Here is a 21,997-nt window from a genome sequence, read left to right on the forward strand (position 1 = left end):
CCCAATTCAATCGAAGGACCCTACGTCCCTCGTACCGTTCGTACGGACGGGCGAGACCAGGGCAAAGTCTACCGGCGTGCGTCGTCCTCCCGGGGGGCCTGTGCGCGGGTCCGGCGCGGGAGCGCCCTGAGCGCGTCGCCCATGTCGGCCACTTCCGTCACCTTCATACCGGCCGGGACCTTGCCCGGATCGGTCGGGACCAGGGCGTGCGTGAACCCCAGCCGGTGCGCCTCGGCCAGCCTGCGCTGCACCCCCGTGACCCGTCTGACCTCGCCCGCGAGCCCCACCTCGCCGATCGCCACCAGGTTCTTCGGCAGCGGTGTGTCGCTCGCCGCGCTCGCCAGCGCCAGCGCGATCGCCAGGTCGGCGGCCGGCTCGGACAGCTTCACGCCGCCCACCGTCGCGCTGTAGATGTCCCGCTTGCCCAGCGAGCTGATCCGGCCGCGCTGCTCCAGGACCGCGAGCATCATCGACACCCGCGAGGTCTCCAGGCCCGAGGTGGTCCGCCGGGGGACGGGATCTGCGAGTCCACCGTCAGCGCCTGCACCTCCGCGACCAGGGGCCGCTTGCCCTCCAGCGTCACGGTCAGGCAGGTGCCCGGCACCGGCTCGTCGCGCCGCGTGAGGAACAGGCCGGACGGATCGGCGAGCCCGGTGATCCCCTCGTCGTGCAGCTCGAAGCAGCCGACCTCGTCGGTCGCCCCGTACCGGTTCTTGACGCCGCGCACCAGGCGCAGCCGGGCATGGCGGTCGCCCTCGAACGACAGCACCACGTCCACCAGGTGCTCCAGGAGCCGGGGCCCGGCGATCGCGCCCTCCTTGGTGACGTGGCCCACGAGCAGCGTCGACATCCCGCGCTCCTTGGAGGCCCGGATCAGCGCCCCCGCCACCTCGCGGACCTGCGCCATCCCGCCCGGCGCGCCCTCGATCTCCGGCGAGGCCACGGTCTGCACCGAGTCCAGGATCAGCAGCGAGGGCTTGACCGCGTCGAGGTGGGCGAGGACCGCCGACAGGTCGGTCTCCGCCGCCAGATACAGGTGGTCGCTGATCGCCCGGATCCGGTCGGCCCGCATCCGGACCTGGGAGGCGGACTCCTCACCCGTCACATACAGCGTGCGGTGCTCGTCGGTCGCCGCCTTGGCCGCGACGTCGAGCAGCAGTGTGGACTTCCCGACGCCCGGCTCGCCCGCGAGCAGCACGACGGCCCCGGGCACCAGACCCCCGCCCAGCACCCGGTCCAGCTCGCTCACCCCGGTCGGCCGGGCGGTGGCCTGCCGGCTGTCGACCTGGCCGATGGGCAGCGCGGCGGTGGACACCCGCCCCGCCGCCGTGGTCCGGACGGCGGGCGCACCGCCGAACTCCTCGACCGTCCCCCACGCCTGGCACTCGGGGCAACGGCCGAGCCACTTCGCGGTGGTCCAGCCGCATTCGGTGCAGCGGTAGGACGGCCGGTCCTTCGCGGATTTCGTACGGGCAGCCATGGCGCCACCGTATCGGTGGGCTCTGACAACGCGGCCGGGAACTCCTGTCCCTTATCGCGCGATACGTTCACCCGTAAGGGTTAAATCTACTCAAGGAGTGCGAGGGGCGGGGCCGCCGCGCCTACGGTCGCAAGGTGACGAGCAGCAGGCTGGAGACTCCGACGAACACCCCCGGCGCGCACCGGGGACAGCATCGCGCGCCCCACTCCTCGCACGCAGCGCCGAAGAAGCCGCCGGCCCGTTACGAGCCGCATCTCGACGGCCTCTTCACCTACTGCCTCTCCGTCCTCTGCGACCACGACGCCGCCACCGAGGCGCTGGGCGGCGTCCTGGCCCTCGCCGAACGCCAGGGCTCCCGCTGCCCGGCCGACGAGGAGGAACGTAAAACCTGGCTGTACGCCCTCGCCAGGTGGACCTGTCTGCGCCGGCTCACCGAGCAGAAGCAGGGCCGCCGCGCCCACCGCCGCCCCGACCCCGCCCGCCCCCCGCACCGCAGGCCCGCCGACGAGGACCGCCACGCCCCGGCGGCCGCCCGCCCCGCCCGCCGCGCGGCGCGCCCCGCGTCACCGGCCGCCCGCCCGGCCGCGCCCACCGCGCCCACCGCGCCCGCCCCGTCGTCGGAGGCCCCCGAAAGCGCCCCCGCCGCCGAGGCGCACCGCCGGGAGCTGGCCCAGCTGGCCTGGCCCGAGGCCGCGGGCACCACACCGGAGCAGCGCGAGGCCCTGGAGCTGGCCGTCCGGCACGGGCTGACCCCGCGCGCCGTCGCCGCCGTCCTCGGCCTCGACGCCACGGCCGCCCGGGAGCTCCTGGCGGGCGCCGCCTGCGAGGTCGAGCGGACCAGGGCCGCCCTCGCCGTGGTCGAGACGGGCAACTGCCCCACGGCCGGCCGCCTCACCGGCGACCACCGCGCCCTCCTCTCGCCCACGCTCCGCCGCGAGCTCGTCCGGCACGTGGACGACTGCCCGCGCTGCCGCCGCGCCGCCGAGCGCGCCGGGGCCGAAGGGCCGTGGCCCGGCAAGGCGGTGACCCCGGCCGCCGTGCTGCCGGTCGTGGAGGCCCCGAGGCCGTCCGCGTACGTGGCCATGCTGCACGCGCAGAAACACCAGAAGAATCGGTCCGCCACACCACGCTTCGACCGCACCGGCTTCCCCATGGACCCCAAGGACCACGCGGCCCGCCGCGACCGGCTGCGCTCCCGGGTCATGACGACGACGGTCGTCGCCACCGTGGTCGCCGCCCCGGTCATCGCCCTGTGGTCCGCCTACCGGGGCGCGCCCCTCACCGGCGAGGGCCGCGACGGCCCGGCGGTCAGCGCCGCCGACAACGGGACCGGTGCGGCCCAGGCCCCCTACGACGACTACGAGAACGCCGGCAACGCCCGCCCGGACGCCGGTTCCCGCTTCACCGGCAAGGACTCCCTGCCCGAGGTCTCCGCGGAGATCATCAGCAAGGGCACCGACCCCTCCCGCGGCCCGGCCGGGCACGGCGAGGGCCGGCTCACCGTGCGGACCAGCACCGCCGGCTCCGCGACCCTGATCACCCTCACCGCTTCGAAGGCCGGACCGGTCTCCTGGTCCGCCGCCACCGACCGGTCCTGGGTGAGCCTGAGCCACACCTCCGGGAGGCTCCCGGCCGGCGGCAGCGTCACGATCCGCGCCCTCGTGGACCACGCGCGGCAGCCCGCGGGGCCCTGGACCGCGCACCTCACCGTCGCCCCCTCGGGCGCGGTCGTCGCCCTGCACGGCTACGGGGCCAAGGCGCCCACCCCCGGCGCCACGCCGCGCGGACTGCACCCGCGCCCGGCCCCGCCGAGGCCGACGCCGCCGGACCCGTCCACCCCGACTCCGGATCCGACCACCCCGACACCGGACCCGACCGACCCGACGCCCACGCCGACGCCCACGGAGCCCGAGACGAGCCCGCCCCCGGACCCGACCGGCTCGTCGGAACCGCCCGCCCCGCCGAAGGGCCCGAGCACCCCGCCCCCCGCGGACTGACGGTGCGACCGGACTACGCCGGGTCCGCCGGGTGCGGGGCCATCGGCAGCAGCGAGGCGAGCCGCTGCTCGCACAGCTCGGTCAGCGTGTCGTACGCTTCCTTGCCCATCAGCTCGATGAGCTCCGGCCGGTACGACACGTACACCGGCTCGCCGGCCCCGTGCGCCGAGGTCGCCGACGTGCACCACCAGTGCAGGTCGTGGCCGCCCGGGCCCCAGCCCCGCCGGTCGTACTCACCGATCGACACCTGGAGCACCCGCGTGTCGTCGGGCCGGTCGATCCACTCGTACGTACGCCGTACGGGCAGCTGCCAGCACACGTCCGGCTTGGTCTCCAGCGGCTCCCGGCCCTCCCGCAGCGCCAGGATGTGCAGCGAGCAGCCCGCCCCTGCCGGGAAGCCCGGCCGGTTCTGGAAGATGCACGAGCCCTGCCAGCGCCGCGTCTGGCGCTCCCCGTCGTCGTCGGTCTGCGTCCAGCCCGTCTCCGTACCCACGTCGTGGAACTGCCACAGCTCGGGAGTGAGGCGCGCGACATGACCGGCCACCCGCTTCTCGTCGTCCTCGTCCGAGAAATGCGCGCCCAGCGTGCAGCAGCCGTCGTCCGCGCGGCCCGCCTGGATGCCCTGGCAGCCGCTGCCGAAGATGCACGTCCACCGGGACGTCAGCCAGGTCAGATCGCAGCGGAAGACCTGCTCGTCGTCGGCGGGGTCGGGGAACTCCACCCAGGCGCGCGCGAAGTCCAGCTCCGTCTCGTCGGAAGGATCCGGCTCCGCCGCCGGCGTGTGCATCTCCACCTTCTCGACATGCTTGATGTCCTGCGGGGTCTCCGCCTCGATGTCCCGCTTCTTCGTGGCTTTGCCCGGCTTCGCCTTTTTCGTCTTTGGCACGGGCCCAGAGTAAGTGCCCCGCCCGCAGTAGCGTGCCCTGCATGAGACTCGGAGTCCTCGACGTGGGGTCGAACACGGTTCATCTGCTGGTGGTGGACGCCCACCCCGGCGCCCGCCCGCTGCCCGCGCACTCGCACAAGGCCGAGCTGCGCCTCGCCGAACTCCTCGACGAGGACGGCGCGATCGGCCCGCTCGGCGTGGACCGGCTGGTCGGGACCATCGCGGGCGCGCTCGAAGCCGCCGAGGACAAGGGCTGCGAGGACGTCCTCGCCTTCGCCACCTCCGCGGTACGCGACGCGAGCAACGCCGACCAGGTGCTGGAGCGGGTACGGGAGGAGACCGGCGTCGACCTCGCGGTCCTCAGCGGTACGGAGGAGGCGCGGCTCACCTTCCTCGCCGCCCGCCGCTGGTACGGCTGGTCCGCGGGCAAGCTGCTGGTCCTCGACATCGGCGGCGGCTCGCTGGAGATCGCGTACGGCATGGACGAGGAACCGGCCGCCGCCGTCTCGCTGCCCCTGGGCGCCGGGCGTCTCACCGCGGGCTGGCTGCCGGGCGACCCGCCGGACCCGGCCGCGGTCAAGGCGCTGCGCCGGCACGTACGGGCGCGCATCGCCCGCAGCGTCGGCGACTTCACGCGGATCGGCCGCCCGGACCATGTCGTGGCCACCTCCAAGACGTTCAAGCAGCTCGCCAGGATCGCGGGCGCGGCGCGCTCCGCCGAGGGCCAGTACGTGCCGCGCACCCTCAGCCGCAAGGCGCTGGAGGAGTGGGTGCCGAAGCTGGCCGCGATGACCACCGAGGAGCGCGGGACCCTGCCCGGCGTCTCCGAGGGCCGGGCCGCGCAGCTGCTGGCCGGGGCGCTGGTCGCGGAGGGCGCGATGGACCTGCTCGACGTGGACGAGCTGGAGATCTGCCCGTGGGCGCTGCGCGAGGGCGTGATCCTGCGCCGCCTGGACCACCTGCCGTCGGACGGGGAAGCGTCGCTCGACTGAGGGCCGTGCGGCTCTTGTCACTTTCCGCCGCTCTCCCTCGGCGGGGCGCGGCACTGCCCGTACGCTGTCTGCGTGGCAGAACCAGTGGTGCGCGTCCCGGATGCGAAGGTCGCCCTGTCGACGGCCTCGGTCTATCCGGAGTCGACGGCGACGGCCTTCGAGATCGCCGCGCGCCTCGGCTACGACGGCGTCGAGGTCATGGTCTGGACCGACCCGGTCAGCCAGGACATCGAGGCGCTGCGCCGGCTCTCCGACTACCACCAGGTGCCGATACTCGCCGTCCACGCGCCGTGTCTGCTGATCACCCAGCGGGTCTGGTCGACCGATCCGTGGGTCAAGCTCCAGCGGGCCCGCGCCGCCGCCGAGAAGCTGGGCGCGTCGACGGTCGTCGTGCACCCCCCGTTCCGGTGGCAGCGCAATTACGCCCGCGACTTCGTGAGCGGAATCTGGCGGATGGCCGACGAGACGGACGTCCGCTTCGCCGTCGAGAACATGTACCCGTGGCGCTACCGGGACCGCGAGATGCTCGCGTACGCCCCCGACTGGGACGTCACCAACGACGACTACCGGCACTTCACGGTGGACCTGTCGCACACCGCCACCGCGCGCACGGACGGCCTGGCGATGGTGGACCGGATGGCCGACCGGCTGGCCCACGTCCACCTGGCCGACGGCAAGGGCTCGAACAAGGACGAGCACCTGGTGCCCGGCCGGGGCGACCAGCCCTGCGCGCAACTGCTCGAACGGCTGGCCGGTTCCGGCTTCGACGGGCATGTGGTCATCGAGGTCAACACCCGCCGCGCGATGTCCACCGCCGAACGCGAGGCCGACCTCGCGGAGGCGCTGGCCTTCACCCGGCTCCACCTCGCCGCGTCCGCCGAGCGCGCGCCGCGCTCATGACCCCGGACGCACCGGCCCCCAGGCGCCGGGGCCGCCCCGCCCGCGCCGCGTCGGACACCGGCCCGGACGCGCGCACCCGCATCCTGGAGGCCGCCCGCACGGAGTTCGCCGAGCGCGGGTACGACAAGACCTCGGTCCGGGGCATCGCGCGTGCGGCCGGCGTCGACTCCGCGCTGGTCCACCACTACTTCGGTACGAAGGACGAGGTCTTCGCCGCCGCGATCGAGCTGTCCTTCGAGCCCGCCCTGCTCGTCCCGGCCGTCCTCGAAGGCGGCACCGATGACGTGGGCGAACGCCTGGCCCGCGCCTTCATCGGCATCTGGGAGAACCCGACGACCCGGGCCCCCCTCCTCGCGGTCCTCCGCTCCGCCCTCACCCACGAGGCCGCCGCGAAGGTCCTCCGAAGCTTCGTCCTGCGCCGCCTGCTGGAGCGGGTGGCGGCGAGCCTGGACATCCCGGACGCGACGTTCCGGGCGGAGCTGGCGGCTTCGCACATGGTGGGGATCGCGATCGTGCGGTACGTGTTGCGGGCCGAGCCGTTGGCGTCCGCGCCGCCGGAGAAGATCGTGGCGATGGTGGCCCCGACGCTCCAGCGGTATCTGACGGAGCCGTCCGCGTAAGGGTGCGGCACCGTTGTCGGGGGCGCTGCCCCCGAACCCCCGCTGCTCAATCGCCGCAGGGGCTTGATTTCGCCGCTGCCGCCTTCCACCCGCGGCGGAAAACCCAGCCCGGGGCGAAACCTAGCCCCGCCGGCGTTTGAGGCGCGGGGCCCGGGGCGGAGCCCCGAAACTCAGCCCCCCGCCCCCACTCGCTTCCGCATATCGGACACCCGGTCCACATCCTGGCACCAACGGCGTACGCTCGAGAACAGTCTTCAACGCAGAAGGAGCGACAAGACGATGCCCACGCTGAGGTCCCGCACAGTCACCCACGGCCGCAACATGGCGGGCGCCCGCGCCCTTATGCGCGCCTCCGGGGTACCCGGCGCGGACATCGGCCGGAAGCCGATCATCGCCGTCGCCAACAGCTTCACGGAGTTCGTGCCGGGCCACACGCACCTGGCCCCCGTCGGCCGGATCGTCAGCGAGGCGGTCGTCGCCGCCGGCGGCATCCCGCGCGAGTTCAACACGATCGCCGTGGACGACGGCATCGCCATGGGCCACGGCGGCATGCTCTACAGCCTCCCCTCCCGCGACCTCATCGCGGACAGCGTGGAGTACATGGTCGAGGCGCACTGCGCCGACGCGCTGATCTGCATCTCCAACTGCGACAAGATCACCCCGGGCATGCTCAACGCGGCCCTGCGCCTCAACATCCCGACCGTCTTCGTCTCCGGCGGCCCGATGGAGTCGGGCCGCGCCACGCTGGTCGACGGCACGGTCCGCACGCTCGACCTGGTCGACGCGATGTCGGAGGCGGTCAACGACAAGATCTCCGACGAGGACATCCTCCGCATCGAGGAGAACGCCTGTCCCACCTGCGGATCCTGTTCCGGCATGTTCACCGCCAACTCGATGAACTGCCTGACCGAGGCCATCGGCCTCTCCCTCCCCGGCAACGGCTCCGTCCTGGCCACCCACACCGCACGCAAGGCGCTCTACGAGAACGCCGCCCGCACGGTGCTGGACCTGACCCGCCGCTACTACGAGCAGGACGACGAATCGGTCCTGCCCCGCAACATCGCCACGGCCGCCGCCTTCGGCAACGCCATGGCGCTCGACATCGCGATGGGCGGCTCCACCAACACGATCCTGCACCTCCTGGCCGCCGCCCAGGAGGCGGGCGTCGACTACGGCCTGACCGAGATGGACGCCCTGTCGCGCCGCGTCCCGTGCCTGGCCAAGGTCGCCCCGAACGTCGCCAAGGACCGCACGTACTACATGGAGGACGTGCACCGCGCCGGCGGCATCCCGGCCCTCCTCGGCGAGCTGCACCGCGCGGGCCTGCTCAACGAGGACGTGCACTCCGTGCACAGCCCCTCGCTGGACGACTGGCTGAAGACCTGGGACGTGCGCGGCGGCTCCCCGGCGCCGGAGGCCGTCGAGCTGTGGCACGCCGCTCCCGGCTGCGTGCGCTCGGCGGAGGCGTTCTCCCAGTCCGAGCGCTGGGACACCCTGGACCAGGACGCCGAGGGCGGCTGCATCCGCTCCGTGGAGCACGCCTACTCCAAGGACGGCGGCCTCGCGGTCCTGCGCGGCAATCTGGCCGTGGACGGCTGCGTCGTGAAGACGGCGGGTGTGGACGAGTCCATCTGGACCTTCGAGGGCCCGGCCGTCGTCTGCGAGTCGCAGGAGGAGGCCGTCCAGAAGATCCTCACCCAGCAGGTCAACGAGGGCGACGTCGTCGTCATCCGCTACGAGGGCCCCAAGGGCGGCCCCGGCATGCAGGAGATGCTCTACCCGACCTCGTATCTGAAGGGCCGCGGCCTCGGCAAGACCTGCGCCCTGATCACGGACGGCCGGTTCTCCGGCGGCACGTCGGGCCTGTCCATCGGCCACGCCTCGCCCGAGGCGGCCTCCGGCGGCGCGATCGCGCTCGTCGAGGACGGCGACCGCATCCGGATCGACATCCCGAACCGCTCGATCGACCTCCTGGTTTCCGACGAGGAGCTGGCCACCCGCCGCGAGGCCCTGAACGGCGTGTACGCCCCGAAGAACCGCGACCGCAAGGTCTCGGCCGCCCTCCGCGCGTACGCCGCGATGGCGACCAGCGCCGACCGCGGCGCCGTCCGCGACGTCTCGAAGCTGGGCTGACCCGGCCGTGCGGCCCCCGCCCGGGGGCCGCACGACCCGCCACGGGGCTCGCCCCCCACCCCGTCCGGGAGCCGGGGAACACCCTCGACCGACGGCCCGGTCCACCCCCTCGCGCCCGCACCGCCGACGCAGTCGGCCCTGCGGGATAATCGACCCCGTGAGCGAGAACAGCGCGACCCCCGAAGGCGCGGCCCCCGGCCCGTCCGAGCCCGCGACCCCGCAGGGCCCGCAGCCCGAGCCCCTCCGCTTCTTCGGCACCACCTGGGTCGCCCACGACGGCCACTACGGACTGCGCCGCGCCGGAGCCGCCGTCGGCTCGCTCCTCGCGGCCGCCGCCGCCTGTTTCGTCCTGCGCTTCGCGTACCAGGGCCTGGAGATCGCCGACGTCGGCGGCTTCGTCGGCGTGCTGGTGGTCGCGATGTTCGCCATCTGCAGCGCGGTCGCCTTCCGCAAGACCTGGGAGGGCTTCAGCCGCCGCCCCGCCGACCCGGCGCGCGAGGAGAGCCTGCGCGGCCTGAAGGCCATCGGCTTCATCGGCTCGCTGCTCGCCTACTTCTTCCGTACGTTCACCGAGGCGCCCGGCGAGAAGCTGCGGCGTACGGAGTACGAGGAGGCCGTCGCCCGGTACGCGAAGCGCCGCGCCTCCCGCACCGGCAACCCGGCCGCCCGCAAGAAGAAGGGCCGCCGCGGCTGACGCGCCCCTGCGGCCACCGGGCACGATGGCCGCATGACCACGACACACTCACCGGGCGCCGTCCCGGGCCCCTCGCGCGCCCTCTCCTTCGACCGGGCCGCCGCCCAGTACGCCGCCGCCCGCCCCAGCTACCCGGACACGCTGTTCGACGCCGTCGAGGACATCGCCGGCCGCCCCCTGCGCGGCGCCCGCGCCCTGGACGTGGGCGCCGGCACCGGCATCTCGACCCGCCGCCTCCTGGACCGGGGCGCCCGCGTCGTCGCCGTCGAACCCGGGCCCGGCATGGCCGCCCAGCTGCGCCGGGACCTCCCGGACGCCCCGCTCGTACGGGGCGACGGCAACCGGCTCCCCTTCGCGACCGCCTCGGCCGACCTGATCACGTACGCCCAGTCCTGGCACTGGACCGACCACGTCCGCGCGGCCGCCGAGGTCCGGCGCGTCCTGCGGCCGGGCGGCACGCTCGCCCTCTGGTGGAACGTCTCCGACCGCACGGTTCCGTGGATCGGCGCCCAGGAGGAACGGCTCCTGCGGTTCTTCGGCGTCGGGCCGGAGGAGCTGGGCCGCGGTGCCCACGGCTCGGCCGACCAGGACCGCGGCCTGCCGCCGGACCTCGACTTCACGTACCGCCGCGTCCCGTGGACCCGGCGCATCCCCCTCGCCACCCACCTCGACAACCTCGGCAGCCACTCCGCGTTCCTGACCATCGACGACGAGGCGGCCCGGGGCTTCCTCGCCGAGGAGCGGGACCGCCTCCTGGCGGAGTTCCCGGACGGCACGGTGGAGGAGGCGTACGTCGTGGAGCTGCACGCCGCCAGGCGCTGAGCCCTCGGCCCGCCCCGCCCCTTGACGGCGACGCTCCGCCGGAGCCAATATTCATCACATGATGAATTCTTCGGGCGTCGCCGTCGAGGCCCGTGGCCTCACCGTCCAACGAGGCAGCCGCACGGTCCTCAAGGGCCTCGACTTCACCGTCGAACCCGGCAGGATCACCGGCCTCCTCGGCCCCTCCGGCTGCGGCAAATCCACTCTCATGCGCGCCGTCGTGGGCACCCAGGCCAAGGTCACCGGCACCCTCCAGGTCCTCGGGAGCCCCGCAGGACACCCCTCCCTCCGCCCCCGCGTCGGGTACGTCACCCAGGCGCCCTCCGTCTTCACCGACCTCACCGTCCGCCAGAACCTCGACTACTTCGCGGCGATCCTCCAGCCCGGCCGCGCCCACCGCGACGCCCGCCACGAGGCCGTCACGCGCGCGCTCACCGAGGTGGACCTGACCAGCCACGAGGACGCCCTCGCCGGCAACCTCTCCGGCGGCCAGCGCACCCGCGTCTCGCTCGCCGTCGCCCTCCTCGGCACCCCGGACCTGCTCGTCCTGGACGAACCGACCGTCGGCCTCGACCCGGTCCTGCGCCGCGACCTGTGGCAGCTCTTCCACACCCTCGCCGCCGAACGCTCCACCGCGCTCCTCATCTCCTCCCACGTCATGGACGAGGCCGAGCGCTGCCACCGCCTCCTCCTCATGCGCGAGGGCGAGATCCTCGCCGACGACACCCCGGACGCCCTGCGCACCGCCGCCGGCACCGACACCGTCGAAGAGGCCTTCCTCCACCTGGTCGATGCAGCCCGCAAGGAGAACGCCCGATGAGCAGCACGACAGCCCCCCTGACCCCGGCCCGCACCCTCGCCACCGCCGCCCGCGTCCTGCGCCAGCTGGCCCACGACCCCCGTACGGTCGCGCTGCTCCTGCTGATCCCGGTCCTCCTGATCACGCTGCTGCGCTACGTCTTCGACGGCAGCCCGCAGACCTTCGACTCGATCGGCGCCTCGCTGCTCGGGATCTTCCCGCTGATCACGATGTTCCTGGTGACCTCGATCGCCACCCTGCGCGAACGCACCTCCGGCACCCTGGAGCGCCTGCTCTCGATGCCGCTCGGCAAGGGCGACCTCATCGCGGGTTACGCGCTCGCCTTCGGCGCCGTCGCCGTCCTCCAGTCGCTCCTGGCCACCGGCCTGTCGGTGTGGGCCCTCGGCCTGGACGTCATGGGGTCGCCGTGGCTGCTGCTCCTGGTCGCCCTGCTCGACGCGCTGCTCGGCACGGCACTCGGCCTGTTCGTCTCGGCGTTCGCGGCCTCCGAGTTCCAGGCCGTGCAGTTCATGCCGGCGGTGATCTTCCCGCAGCTGCTCCTCTGCGGCCTCTTCATCCCGCGCAACCAGATGGCGCCGTTCCTCGAAGCCGTCTCGGACGTGCTGCCGATGTCGTACGCCGTGGACGGGATGAACGAGGTGCTCCACCACACCGAGATCACCGGCGACTTCGTCCGCGACATCCTCATCGTGGCGGGCTGCGCCCTGCTCGTCCTGGCCCTCGGCGCGGCCACCCTCCGCCGCCGCACCGCCTGAAGGGGCGGTGCGAAGATGGCGCCGACGAGCACTGAGCACCGCGCACATCGAGCACCGCCCGGAGGGTGAACGGCATGACCCAGACAGTTGCAGTCCTCGGTACCGGCAAGATCGGCGAGGCCCTGCTCAGCGGGATGATCCGGGCCGGCTGGCGCCCGTCGAACCTGCTGGTCACCACCCGCCGCTCGGACCGGGCCGCCGAACTCCGGGACCGCTACGGCGTGGACGCGGTCACCAACGCGGAGGCCGCCGAGAAGGCCGACATCCTGATCCTCGCGGTCAAGCCGCAGGACATGGGCCGCCTCCTGGACGAGCTGGCCCCGCACCTGACCGCGGACCGCCTGGTCATCAGCGCGGCGGCCGGCATCACGACCGCCTTCATCGAGGACCGCCTCGCCGCCGGCACCCCGGTCGTCCGCGTCATGCCGAACACCCCGGTCCTGGTGGACGAGGGCATGTCCGTCATCTCGGGGGGCAGCCACGCCACGGGCGACCACCTCGCCTCGACGGACGCCATCTTCAAGGGAGTCGGCAAGACCCTGCGCGTCCCGGAGTCCCAGCAGGACGCGGCCACCGCCCTGTCGGGCTCGGGCCCGGCGTACTTCTACTTCCTGGTCGAGGCGATGACGGACGCCGGCATCCTGCTCGGCCTGCCGCGCGCCCAGGCCCATGACCTCATCGTCCAGGCCGCGATCGGCGCCGCCGTGATGCTCCGGGACAGCGGCGAGCACCCGGTCAAGCTCCGCGAGGCCGTCACCAGCCCGGCCGGCACGACGATCAGCGCCATCCGCGAGTTGGAGAACCACGGCGTGCGCGCGGCCCTCATCGCCGCACTCGAAGCCGCCCGCGACCGCAGCCGCGCGCTGGCCTCAGGCAACGGCTGACACCCACGCGTCGACCCCGGTCAACACCGGGGTTGACACGCCCCCTCCCGATCCGTAGTGTGCTCCGAGTTGTCCGACGTGAGCGCCGACCCCGGTCGGTCCCCGGACAGCCATTCCGCAAGAAACACAACGAGCACGCGACAGCTGTCGCATGTCTTGGCGTGCGTTTATGCGAAATGAGGAATCCGCGTTCGAAGGAACGCGACCCCGATTAGCGTCGGGGCCGAGGAATCCGCTAATGTCTCACTCGTCGGAACGGCCCAACGGCCGGGAAGACAAGTCCCGCTGACTGGGAATCAGGCCCGAAAGGATCTGATAGAGTCGGACTCGCCGGAAAGGGAAACGCGAAAGCGAAGAACTGGAAAGCGAAACCCGCTTCGACCGGGAATTCGGACACGAAAGAGTCTGATAGAGTCGGAAACGCAAGACCGAAGGGAAGCGCCCGGAGGAAAGCCCGAGAGGGTGAGTACAAAGGAAGCGTCCGTTCCTTGAGAACTCAACAGCGTGCCAAAAGTCAACGCCAGATATGTTGATACCCCGGCCTGCTTCGGCAGGTTGGTGGTTCCTTTGAAAAGTCCTGCCGGATCCATTGGATCGGGTAGGCGAAACACAGCGAGGACGCAGTGGACGACGGGTCATATTCCGACCTGGTTGTTCCGCTCTCGTGATGTGTGTCCCGATTACGGGAAAACATTCACGGAGAGTTTGATCCTGGCTCAGGACGAACGCTGGCGGCGTGCTTAACACATGCAAGTCGAACGATGAAGCCCTTCGGGGTGGATTAGTGGCGAACGGGTGAGTAACACGTGGGCAATCTGCCCTTCACTCTGGGACAAGCCCTGGAAACGGGGTCTAATACCGGATAATACTTTCTTCCTCCTGGGAGAAGGTTGAAAGCTCCGGCGGTGAAGGATGAGCCCGCGGCCTATCAGCTAGTTGGTGGGGTAATGGCCTACCAAGGCGACGACGGGTAGCCGGCCTGAGAGGGCGACCGGCCACACTGGGACTGAGACACGGCCCAGACTCCTACGGGAGGCAGCAGTGGGGAATATTGCACAATGGGCGAAAGCCTGATGCAGCGACGCCGCGTGAGGGATGACGGCCTTCGGGTTGTAAACCTCTTTCAGCAGGGAAGAAGCGAAAGTGACGGTACCTGCAGAAGAAGCGCCGGCTAACTACGTGCCAGCAGCCGCGGTAATACGTAGGGCGCAAGCGTTGTCCGGAATTATTGGGCGTAAAGAGCTCGTAGGCGGCTTGTCACGTCGGTTGTGAAAGCCCGGGGCTTAACCCCGGGTCTGCAGTCGATACGGGCAGGCTAGAGTGTGGTAGGGGAGATCGGAATTCCTGGTGTAGCGGTGAAATGCGCAGATATCAGGAGGAACACCGGTGGCGAAGGCGGATCTCTGGGCCATTACTGACGCTGAGGAGCGAAAGCGTGGGGAGCGAACAGGATTAGATACCCTGGTAGTCCACGCCGTAAACGTTGGGAACTAGGTGTTGGCGACATTCCACGTCGTCGGTGCCGCAGCTAACGCATTAAGTTCCCCGCCTGGGGAGTACGGCCGCAAGGCTAAAACTCAAAGGAATTGACGGGGGCCCGCACAAGCAGCGGAGCATGTGGCTTAATTCGACGCAACGCGAAGAACCTTACCAAGGCTTGACATACACCGGAAAGCATCAGAGATGGTGCCCCCCTTGTGGTCGGTGTACAGGTGGTGCATGGCTGTCGTCAGCTCGTGTCGTGAGATGTTGGGTTAAGTCCCGCAACGAGCGCAACCCTTGTTCTGTGTTGCCAGCATGCCCTTCGGGGTGATGGGGACTCACAGGAGACTGCCGGGGTCAACTCGGAGGAAGGTGGGGACGACGTCAAGTCATCATGCCCCTTATGTCTTGGGCTGCACACGTGCTACAATGGCCGGTACAATGAGCTGCGATGCCGCGAGGCGGAGCGAATCTCAAAAAGCCGGTCTCAGTTCGGATTGGGGTCTGCAACTCGACCCCATGAAGTCGGAGTTGCTAGTAATCGCAGATCAGCATTGCTGCGGTGAATACGTTCCCGGGCCTTGTACACACCGCCCGTCACGTCACGAAAGTCGGTAACACCCGAAGCCGGTGGCCCAACCCCTTGTGGGAGGGAGCTGTCGAAGGTGGGACTGGCGATTGGGACGAAGTCGTAACAAGGTAGCCGTACCGGAAGGTGCGGCTGGATCACCTCCTTTCTAAGGAGCATCTAGATTCCGCAAGGAATCCAGAGCCACTACGTCGGCAAATGTTCGACGGTGGTCAGCTCATGGGTGGAACGTTGACTACTCGGCACGGCACATGAGTCTTCACTAGTACTGCTTCGGCGTGGAACGTGGGAACTGATGGGTCGGGTCGGGCACGCTGTTGGGTATCTGAAGGTACGGGCTCGTTTGAGTCTGTCCTTCGGTTGCCGGCCCCAGTGAACTTGTTCCTTTGGAGCAGGGTGGTGGGTGGCTGGTCGTTGTTTGAGAACTGCACAGTGGACGCGAGCATCTGTGGCCAAGTTTTTAAGGGCGCACGGTGGATGCCTTGGCACCAGGAACCGATGAAGGACGTGGGAGGCCACGATAGGCCCCGGGGAGCTGTCAACCGAGCTTTGATCCGGGGGTGTCCGAATGGGGAAACCCGGCAGTCGTCATGGGCTGTCACCCGCTGCTGAACACATAGGCAGTGTGGAGGGAACGAGGGGAAGTGAAACATCTCAGTACCCTCAGGAAGAGAAAACAACCGTGATTCCGGGAGTAGTGGCGAGCGAAACCGGATGAGGCCAAACCGTATGCGTGTGATACCCGGCAGGGGTTGCGCATGCGGGGTTGTGGGATCTCTCTTTTGCGGTCTGCCGGCCGTGAGACGAGTCAGAAACCGTTGGTGTAGGCGAAGGACATGCGAAAGGTCCGGCGTAGAGGGTAAGACCCCCGTAGCTGAAACATCAACGGCTTGTTTGAGAGACACCCAAGTAGCACGGGGCCCGAGAAATCCCGTGTGAATCTGGCGGGACCACCCGTTAAGCCTAAATATTCCCTGGTGACCGATAGCGGATAGTACCGTGAGGGAATGGTGAAAAGTACCGCGGGAGCGGAGTGAAATAGTACCTGAAACCGTGTGCCTACAAGCCGTGGGAGCGTCGCTGTATGTGCTTGCACATGCAGTCGTGACTGCGTGCCTTTTGAAGAATGAGCCTGCGAGTTAGCGGTGTGTAGCGAGGTTAACCCGTGTGGGGAAGCCGTAGCGAAAGCGAGTCCGAACAGGGCGTTTGAGTTGCACGCTCTAGACCCGAAGCGGAGTGATCTAGCCATGGGCAGGTTGAAGCGGAGGTAAGACTTCGTGGAGGACCGAACCCACCAGGGTTGAAAACCTGGGGGATGACCTGTGGTTAGGGGTGAAAGGCCAATCAAACTCCGTGATAGCTGGTTCTCCCCGAAATGCATTTAGGTGCAGCGTCGTGTGTTTCTTGCCGGAGGTAGAGCACTGGATAGGCGATGGGCCCTACCGGGTTACTGACCTTAGCCAAACTCCGAATGCCGGTAAGTGAGAGCGCGGCAGTGAGACTGTGGGGGATAAGCTCCATGGTCGAGAGGGAAACAGCCCAGAGCATCGACTAAGGCCCCTAAGCGTACGCTAAGTGGGAAAGGATGTGGAGTCGCAGAGACAACCAGGAGGTTGGCTTAGAAGCAGCCACCCTTGAAAGAGTGCGTAATAGCTCACTGGTCAAGTGATTCCGCGCCGACAATGTAGCGGGGCTCAAGCGTACCGCCGAAGTCGTGTCATTCCAGCATTAAGGGCCAACGCCTGCTGGGATGGGTAGGGGAGCGTCGTGTGCCGGGTGAAGCAGCCGTGGAAGCGAGTTGTGGACGGTTCACGAGTGAGAATGCAGGCATGAGTAGCGATACACACGTGAGAAACGTGTGCGCCGATTGACTAAGGGTTCCTGGGTCAAGCTGATCTGCCCAGGGTAAGTCGGGACCTAAGGCGAGGCCGACAGGCGTAGTCGATGGACAACCGGTTGATATTCCGGTACCCGCTTTGAAACGCCCAATACTGAATCAGGCGATGCTTAGTCCGTGAAGCCGGCCCGATCTCTTCGGAGTTGAGGGTAGTGGTGGAGCCGACGAACCAGACTTGTAGTAGGTAAGCGATGGGGTGACGCAGGAAGGTAGTCCAGCCCGGGCGGTGGTTGTCCCGGGGTAAGGGTGTAGGACGCACGGTAGGCAAATCCGTCGTGCATGAAGTCTGAGACCTGATGCCGAGCCGATTGTGGTGAAGTGGATGATCCTATGCTGTCGAGAAAAGCCTCTAGCGAGTTTCATGGCGGCCCGTACCCTAAACCGACTCAGGTGGTCAGGTAGAGAATACCGAGGCGTTCGGGTGAACTATGGTTAAGGAACTCGGCAAAATGCCCCCGTAACTTCGGGAGAAGGGGGGCCATCACTGGTGATCCGATTTACTCGGTGAGCTGGGGGTGGCCGCAGAGACCAGCGAGAAGCGACTGTTTACTAAAAACACAGGTCCGTGCGAAGCCGTAAGGCGATGTATACGGACTGACGCCTGCCCGGTGCTGGAACGTTAAGGGGACCGGTTAGCTGCTCTTCGGGGTGGCGAAGCTGAGAACTTAAGCGCCAGTAAACGGCGGTGGTAACTATAACCATCCTAAGGTAGCGAAATTCCTTGTCGGGTAAGTTCCGACCTGCACGAATGGCGTAACGACTTCTCGACTGTCTCAACCATAGGCCCGGTGAAATTGCACTACGAGTAAAGATGCTCGTTTCGCGCAGCAGGACGGAAAGACCCCGGGACCTTTACTATAGTTTGATATTGGTGTTCGGTTCGGCTTGTGTAGGATAGGTGGGAGACTTTGAAGCGGCCACGCCAGTGGTTGTGGAGTCGTCGTTGAAATACCACTCTGGTCGTGCTGGATGTCTAACCTGGGTCCGTGATCCGGATCAGGGACAGTGTCTGATGGGTAGTTTAACTGGGGCGGTTGCCTCCTAAAGGGTAACGGAGGCGCCCAAAGGTTCCCTCAGCCTGGTTGGCAATCAGGTGTTGAGTGTAAGTGCACAAGGGAGCTTGACTGTGAGACCGACGGGTCGAGCAGGGACGAAAGTCGGGACTAGTGATCCGGCAGTGGCTTGTGGAAGCGCTGTCGCTCAACGGATAAAAGGTACCCCGGGGATAACAGGCTGATCTTCCCCAAGAGTCCATATCGACGGGATGGTTTGGCACCTCGATGTCGGCTCGTCGCATCCTGGGGCTGGAGTCGGTCCCAAGGGTTGGGCTGTTCGCCCATTAAAGCGGTACGCGAGCTGGGTTTAGAACGTCGTGAGACAGTTCGGTCCCTATCCGCTGTGCGCGTAGGAATATTGAGAAGGGCTGTCCCTAGTACGAGAGGACCGGGACGGACGAACCTCTGGTGTGCCAGTTGTTCTGCCAAGGGCATGGCTGGTTGGCTACGTTCGGAAAGGATAACCGCTGAAAGCATCTAAGCGGGAAGCCTGCTTCGAGATGAGTATTCCCACCCTCTTGAAGGGTTAAGGCTCCCAGTAGACGACTGGGTTGATAGGCCAGATGTGGAAGCCCGGTAACGGGTGGAGCTGACTGGTACTAATAGGCCGAGGGCTTGTCCTCAGTTGCTCGCGTCCACTGTGTTAGTTCTGAAATAACGAACAGCCGTGTTTTCATCCGGTTGGTTCAAATTTCATAGTGTTTCGGTGGTCATTGCGTTAGGGAAACGCCCGGTTACATTCCGAACCCGGAAGCTAAGCCTTTCAGCGCCGATGGTACTGCAGGGGGGACCCTGTGGGAGAGTAGGACGCCGCCGAACTCCTTTTAGGAAGAGCCCCGTGCCCTTGTGGCACGGGGCTTTTTCGCGTTCCGACCCTCTAAAGTCGTGCCATGCGCTACGAACTTGTCATCTTCGACAACGACGGTGTGCTCGTGGACAGCGAGCCGATCTCCAACACCATCCTGGCCGGCTACCTCACGGAGCTGGGCCACCCCACCTCGTACGAGGAATCGTTGCGGGACTACATGGGTTCCGCCGTGCACCGCGTCCACGACCTCGTCCAGGAGCGGACCGGGACCAAGCTGCCCGAGGACTTCGATGTCACCCTCCACTCGCGGGTCTTCGCTGCGTTCGAAGAGGAGCTGGAGCCCGTCCCCGGCATCGACGACCTCTTGGGCAAGCTGGTCGCCGACGGCGTCCCGTACTGCGTCGCCTCCTCCAGCAGCCACCAGCGCATCCGGGTCAGCCACCGGAAGACCGGGCTCGACCAGTGGTTCGAGGAGGAGTGGATCTTCAGCGCCGAGGACGTCGGCCGGGGCAAGCCGGCGCCCGACCTCTTCCTCCTCGCCGCCGAGCGCATGGGCGTCGCGCCCGAGCGGTGTGTGGTCATCGAGGACAGCCCGCTCGGCGTCGAGGCGGCGCGGGCGGCGGGCATGGACGTCTACGGGTTCACGTCGATGATGCCCGCGGACCGGCTGACCGGTGTGACCGGGTACTTCTCCGACATGAGCCAGCTGCCGGAATTGCTTGCCTGACGCGTCTACCCACGGGTAGAAACTGGCTCTACGCTCGCCGCCATGACAGATGCACGGTTGCGGCACGGCAGGGCGTCCCTCGCGTTGAGCTTCTTCGTGCAGGGGGCCACCTTCGCCCTTCTGGTGACGCGGATCCCCGCGATCCAGGACCGGTACGGGATATCCGACGGCCTGCTGCCCGTGTTCCTCGCCGCCGTCCCGATCCTGGCCGGGGTGGGCAGCGTGCTCACCGAGAAGGCGGTCGCCCGGGTACGCCCGCGGGTGGTCCTGCGGTGGACGCAGCCCGTCGTCCTCCTCGCACTCCTCGGCGTCGGCGCGGGCAGCGAACTCTGGCAGGCCGCCCTCGCGCTCGGGGTGTTCGGTCTCGCCGTCGGCGCGCTGGACGCGTCCATGAACATGATGGGCGTCAGCCTCCAGCGGGCGTACGGCCGCTCCATCATGCTCGGGTTCCACGCCGCGTACAGCCTGGGCGGGATCGCGGGGGCCTCGATGGCCTGGGCCGGGGCGCACTGGGACCTGTCGTTGCTGGTCTCGTACCTTCCGGCGGTCGTGGTGATGCTGCCCGCGGCGTTCGTCGGGAGCCGGTGGTACGTGGAGGGCGGCGAGGAGACACCGGAGAAGGGGGCGGCCGGGGGTGCGGTCTCCTTCCGGCTGCTGCTGCCCCTGTGCCTGGTCATGGCGTTCGCGTACATCGGGGACTCGACGGTCTCCAACTGGAGCGCGAAGTACCTCCAGGACGTCCTGGGCAGTTCGGAGCAGCTGTCCACCGTCCCGTACAACGTGTACATGGTGACGACGCTGCTGGGGCGGGCCGTCGGGGACCTCGGGGTGCGGCGGTTCGGGGCGGTGGCCGTGGTGCGGGGCGGGACCGTGCTCGCGGCCGGCGGGTTCGCCGTGGTGGCCGTGGCCGGCGGGGCGTGGACCGGGATGCTCGGGTTCACCCTGCTGGGGCTCGGGCTGTGCGTGATCGTGCCGCAGACCTTCGCGGCGGCCGGGCGGATGTTCCCCGGGGCGAGCGACACCGCCATCGCCCGGCTGAACATCTTCAACTACGTGGGCTTCCTGGTCGGCTCCCCGCTCGTCGGGGCGCTCGGGGACGCCTGGAGCTACCGGGGCGCCATGCTCGTCCCGATGGTGCTGGTGCTGGCCACACTCCTGTACGCCAAGTCGTTCGGCGCGGAACCCGCCCGATACGGTGGCGGGCATGAGCGGCCGCGCACAGCTGATGTGGGATGACGCAGTAACGGGCTACGACTTCGGCGAGAGCCACCCGATGGACCCGGTCAGGCTCGCCCTGACGATGGGCCTGGTGCGGGCGTTCGGGCTCGACCGGGCCGTCGATGTGGTCGCGGCCAAGCCGGCCGGGGACTCCACGCTGCGGCTCGTGCACCGCCCGGACTACGTGGCGGCGGTGAAGGCCGCCTCCGCCGACCCCCGTGCGGCCGACCAGAAATACGGCATCGGGACCGTCGACGACCCCGCGTTCGCCGGGATGCACGAGGTGTCCGCGCTGATCGCCGGGCAGTCCGTGGCCGCCGCCGAGGCGGTCTGGCGGGGCGAGACCCGGCACGCCGTGAACTTCACCGGCGGGCTGCACCACGCGATGCCCGGCGGCGCGGCCGGTTTCTGCGTCTACAACGACCCGGCGCTCGCCATCGCCCGGCTCCTGGAGCTGGGCGCCGAGCGCGTCGCGTACGTCGACGTCGACGTCCACCACGGCGACGGCGTGCAGGCGGCCTTCTGGGAGGATCCCCGCGTCCTGACGATCTCCCTGCACGAGCACCCGCGCACCCTGTTCCCGCAGACCGGCTGGCCCGAGGAGACCGGGGCCGGAAGCGGCGAGGGCGGCGCGGTGAACGTGGCGCTGCCGGCCGGGACCGGGGACGCGGGGTGGCTGCGGGCCTTCCACGCGGTGGTGCCCGAGCTGCTGGCGGACTTCCGGCCGCAGGTCCTGGTGACCCAGCACGGGGCGGACACGCACTTCGAGGACCCCTTGGCGCACCTGGCGGTCTCGCTGGACGCGCAGCGCTCGGTGATGGCCGCGTGCCACGACCTGGCGCACACGTACGCGGACGACGGGCGCTGGGTGGCCCTCGGCGGCGGGGGTTACGCGGTGGTGGACGTGGTGCCCAGGTCCTGGACGCACCTGGTGGGCATCGCGGCGCACGCCCCGGTGGACCCGGAGTCGGTGATCCCGTCGTCGTGGCGGGACGAGGTGTACGCGCGGACGCGGCAGTTGGGGCCCGCGCGGATGACGGACGGGCGGACGCCCTCGTGGTCGGCCTGGGAGGACGGGTACGACCCGGCGGACCGGCTGGACCAGGCGGTGCTCGCGACGCGGCGGGCGGCTTTCCCGCTGCGGGGGCTGCTGACCTGATCCGGGCAGGGAGGCCCTGATCCGGGCAGGGAGGGGCCCCGGGGTTACGGGATCGAGCACGGTTTACGCCGACTGTGGG

General features: G+C 69.0%; 14 protein-coding genes, 3 rRNA genes and 1 pseudogene. 16 read left to right on the plus strand and 2 right to left on the minus strand.

Annotated elements, in window-relative coordinates:
* Positions 1-68 precede the first annotated feature (68 nt).
* Positions 69-1,480: pseudogene (radA, locus tag NEH16_RS17755) on the minus strand (DNA repair protein RadA).
* A 134-nt stretch (positions 1,481-1,614) separates the two neighbouring features.
* Between radA and NEH16_RS17760 the strand changes: the two are divergent.
* Complete coding sequence (locus NEH16_RS17760) at positions 1,615-3,477, plus strand: hypothetical protein (RefSeq protein WP_265543565.1); 1,863 nt, start codon at positions 1,615-1,617, stop codon at positions 3,475-3,477.
* Positions 3,478-3,490: 13 nt separating this feature from the next.
* Here NEH16_RS17760 and NEH16_RS17765 read toward each other — a convergent pair whose 3' ends face one another.
* Positions 3,491-4,264, minus strand: a complete 774-nt coding sequence (locus NEH16_RS17765; protein WP_276104595.1) for a hypothetical protein — start codon at positions 4,262-4,264, stop codon at positions 3,491-3,493.
* A gap of 140 nt (positions 4,265-4,404) precedes the next feature.
* Here NEH16_RS17765 and NEH16_RS17770 point away from each other — a divergent pair, with 140 nt between their 5' ends.
* The 15 genes from NEH16_RS17770 to NEH16_RS17840 all read left to right on the plus strand — a co-directional run bounded on the left by NEH16_RS17770 (position 4,405) and on the right by NEH16_RS17840 (position 21,918).
* A complete protein-coding gene (locus tag NEH16_RS17770; RefSeq protein WP_073966307.1) occupies positions 4,405-5,355 on the plus strand; it encodes a Ppx/GppA phosphatase family protein in 951 nt (316 codons plus the stop codon).
* Positions 5,356-5,427: 72 nt separating this feature from the next.
* Complete coding sequence (locus NEH16_RS17775; protein WP_073966306.1) at positions 5,428-6,255, plus strand: sugar phosphate isomerase/epimerase family protein; 828 nt, start codon at positions 5,428-5,430, stop codon at positions 6,253-6,255.
* Positions 6,252-6,875 carry a TetR family transcriptional regulator gene (locus NEH16_RS17780; protein ID WP_265543570.1) on the plus strand — a complete coding sequence of 208 codons (624 nt, stop codon included), beginning with the start codon at positions 6,252-6,254 and terminating at the stop codon, positions 6,873-6,875. Before NEH16_RS17775 ends, NEH16_RS17780 begins: the two co-directional genes overlap by 4 nt.
* A gap of 279 nt (positions 6,876-7,154) precedes the next feature.
* The gene (ilvD, locus tag NEH16_RS17785; protein WP_265543572.1) at positions 7,155-9,008 is read left to right on the plus strand and encodes a dihydroxy-acid dehydratase; all 1,854 of its coding nucleotides are present in this window, start codon (positions 7,155-7,157) and stop codon (positions 9,006-9,008) included.
* Positions 9,009-9,165: 157 nt separating this feature from the next.
* Entirely contained in the window at positions 9,166-9,702 is a 537-nt protein-coding gene (locus NEH16_RS17790) for a hypothetical protein (protein ID WP_073966303.1), read from the plus strand.
* A gap of 33 nt (positions 9,703-9,735) precedes the next feature.
* Complete coding sequence (locus NEH16_RS17795; RefSeq protein ID WP_265543573.1) at positions 9,736-10,524, plus strand: class I SAM-dependent methyltransferase; 789 nt, start codon at positions 9,736-9,738, stop codon at positions 10,522-10,524.
* A gap of 58 nt (positions 10,525-10,582) precedes the next feature.
* Entirely contained in the window at positions 10,583-11,344 is a 762-nt protein-coding gene (locus NEH16_RS17800; protein WP_073966301.1) for an ABC transporter ATP-binding protein, read from the plus strand.
* Entirely contained in the window at positions 11,341-12,099 is a 759-nt protein-coding gene (locus NEH16_RS17805; RefSeq protein ID WP_265543576.1) for an ABC transporter permease, read from the plus strand. The genes NEH16_RS17800 and NEH16_RS17805 overlap by 4 nt, the downstream gene beginning before the upstream one ends.
* Positions 12,100-12,173: 74 nt before the next feature.
* Entirely contained in the window at positions 12,174-12,983 is an 810-nt protein-coding gene (proC, locus tag NEH16_RS17810; protein ID WP_265543578.1) for a pyrroline-5-carboxylate reductase, read from the plus strand.
* 693 nt (positions 12,984-13,676) lie between these two features.
* A 16S ribosomal RNA gene (locus NEH16_RS17815) occupies positions 13,677-15,202 on the plus strand.
* 302 nt (positions 15,203-15,504) lie between these two features.
* Positions 15,505-18,629: ribosomal RNA gene (locus tag NEH16_RS17820) — 23S ribosomal RNA — on the plus strand.
* A 79-nt stretch (positions 18,630-18,708) separates the two neighbouring features.
* Positions 18,709-18,825 (plus strand): 5S ribosomal RNA (gene rrf / locus NEH16_RS17825).
* Together the 16S, 23S and 5S rRNA genes form the textbook arrangement of a ribosomal RNA operon.
* Positions 18,826-18,896: 71 nt before the next feature.
* Entirely contained in the window at positions 18,897-19,541 is a 645-nt protein-coding gene (locus NEH16_RS17830) for an HAD family hydrolase (protein WP_073968773.1), read from the plus strand.
* Positions 19,542-19,583: 42 nt separating this feature from the next.
* Entirely contained in the window at positions 19,584-20,777 is a 1,194-nt protein-coding gene (locus tag NEH16_RS17835) for an MFS transporter (RefSeq protein ID WP_265543580.1), read from the plus strand.
* Positions 20,746-21,918: an acetoin utilization protein AcuC gene (locus NEH16_RS17840; RefSeq protein WP_073968793.1), complete on the plus strand. Its 1,173-nt coding sequence runs from the start codon at positions 20,746-20,748 to the stop codon at positions 21,916-21,918. The genes NEH16_RS17835 and NEH16_RS17840 overlap by 32 nt, the downstream gene beginning before the upstream one ends.
* Positions 21,919-21,997: the final 79 nt, after the last annotated feature.

Origin of the sequence: Streptomyces drozdowiczii, from assembly GCF_026167665.1 — a bacterium.
Taxonomy (GTDB): domain Bacteria; phylum Actinomycetota; class Actinomycetes; order Streptomycetales; family Streptomycetaceae; genus Streptomyces; species Streptomyces drozdowiczii_A.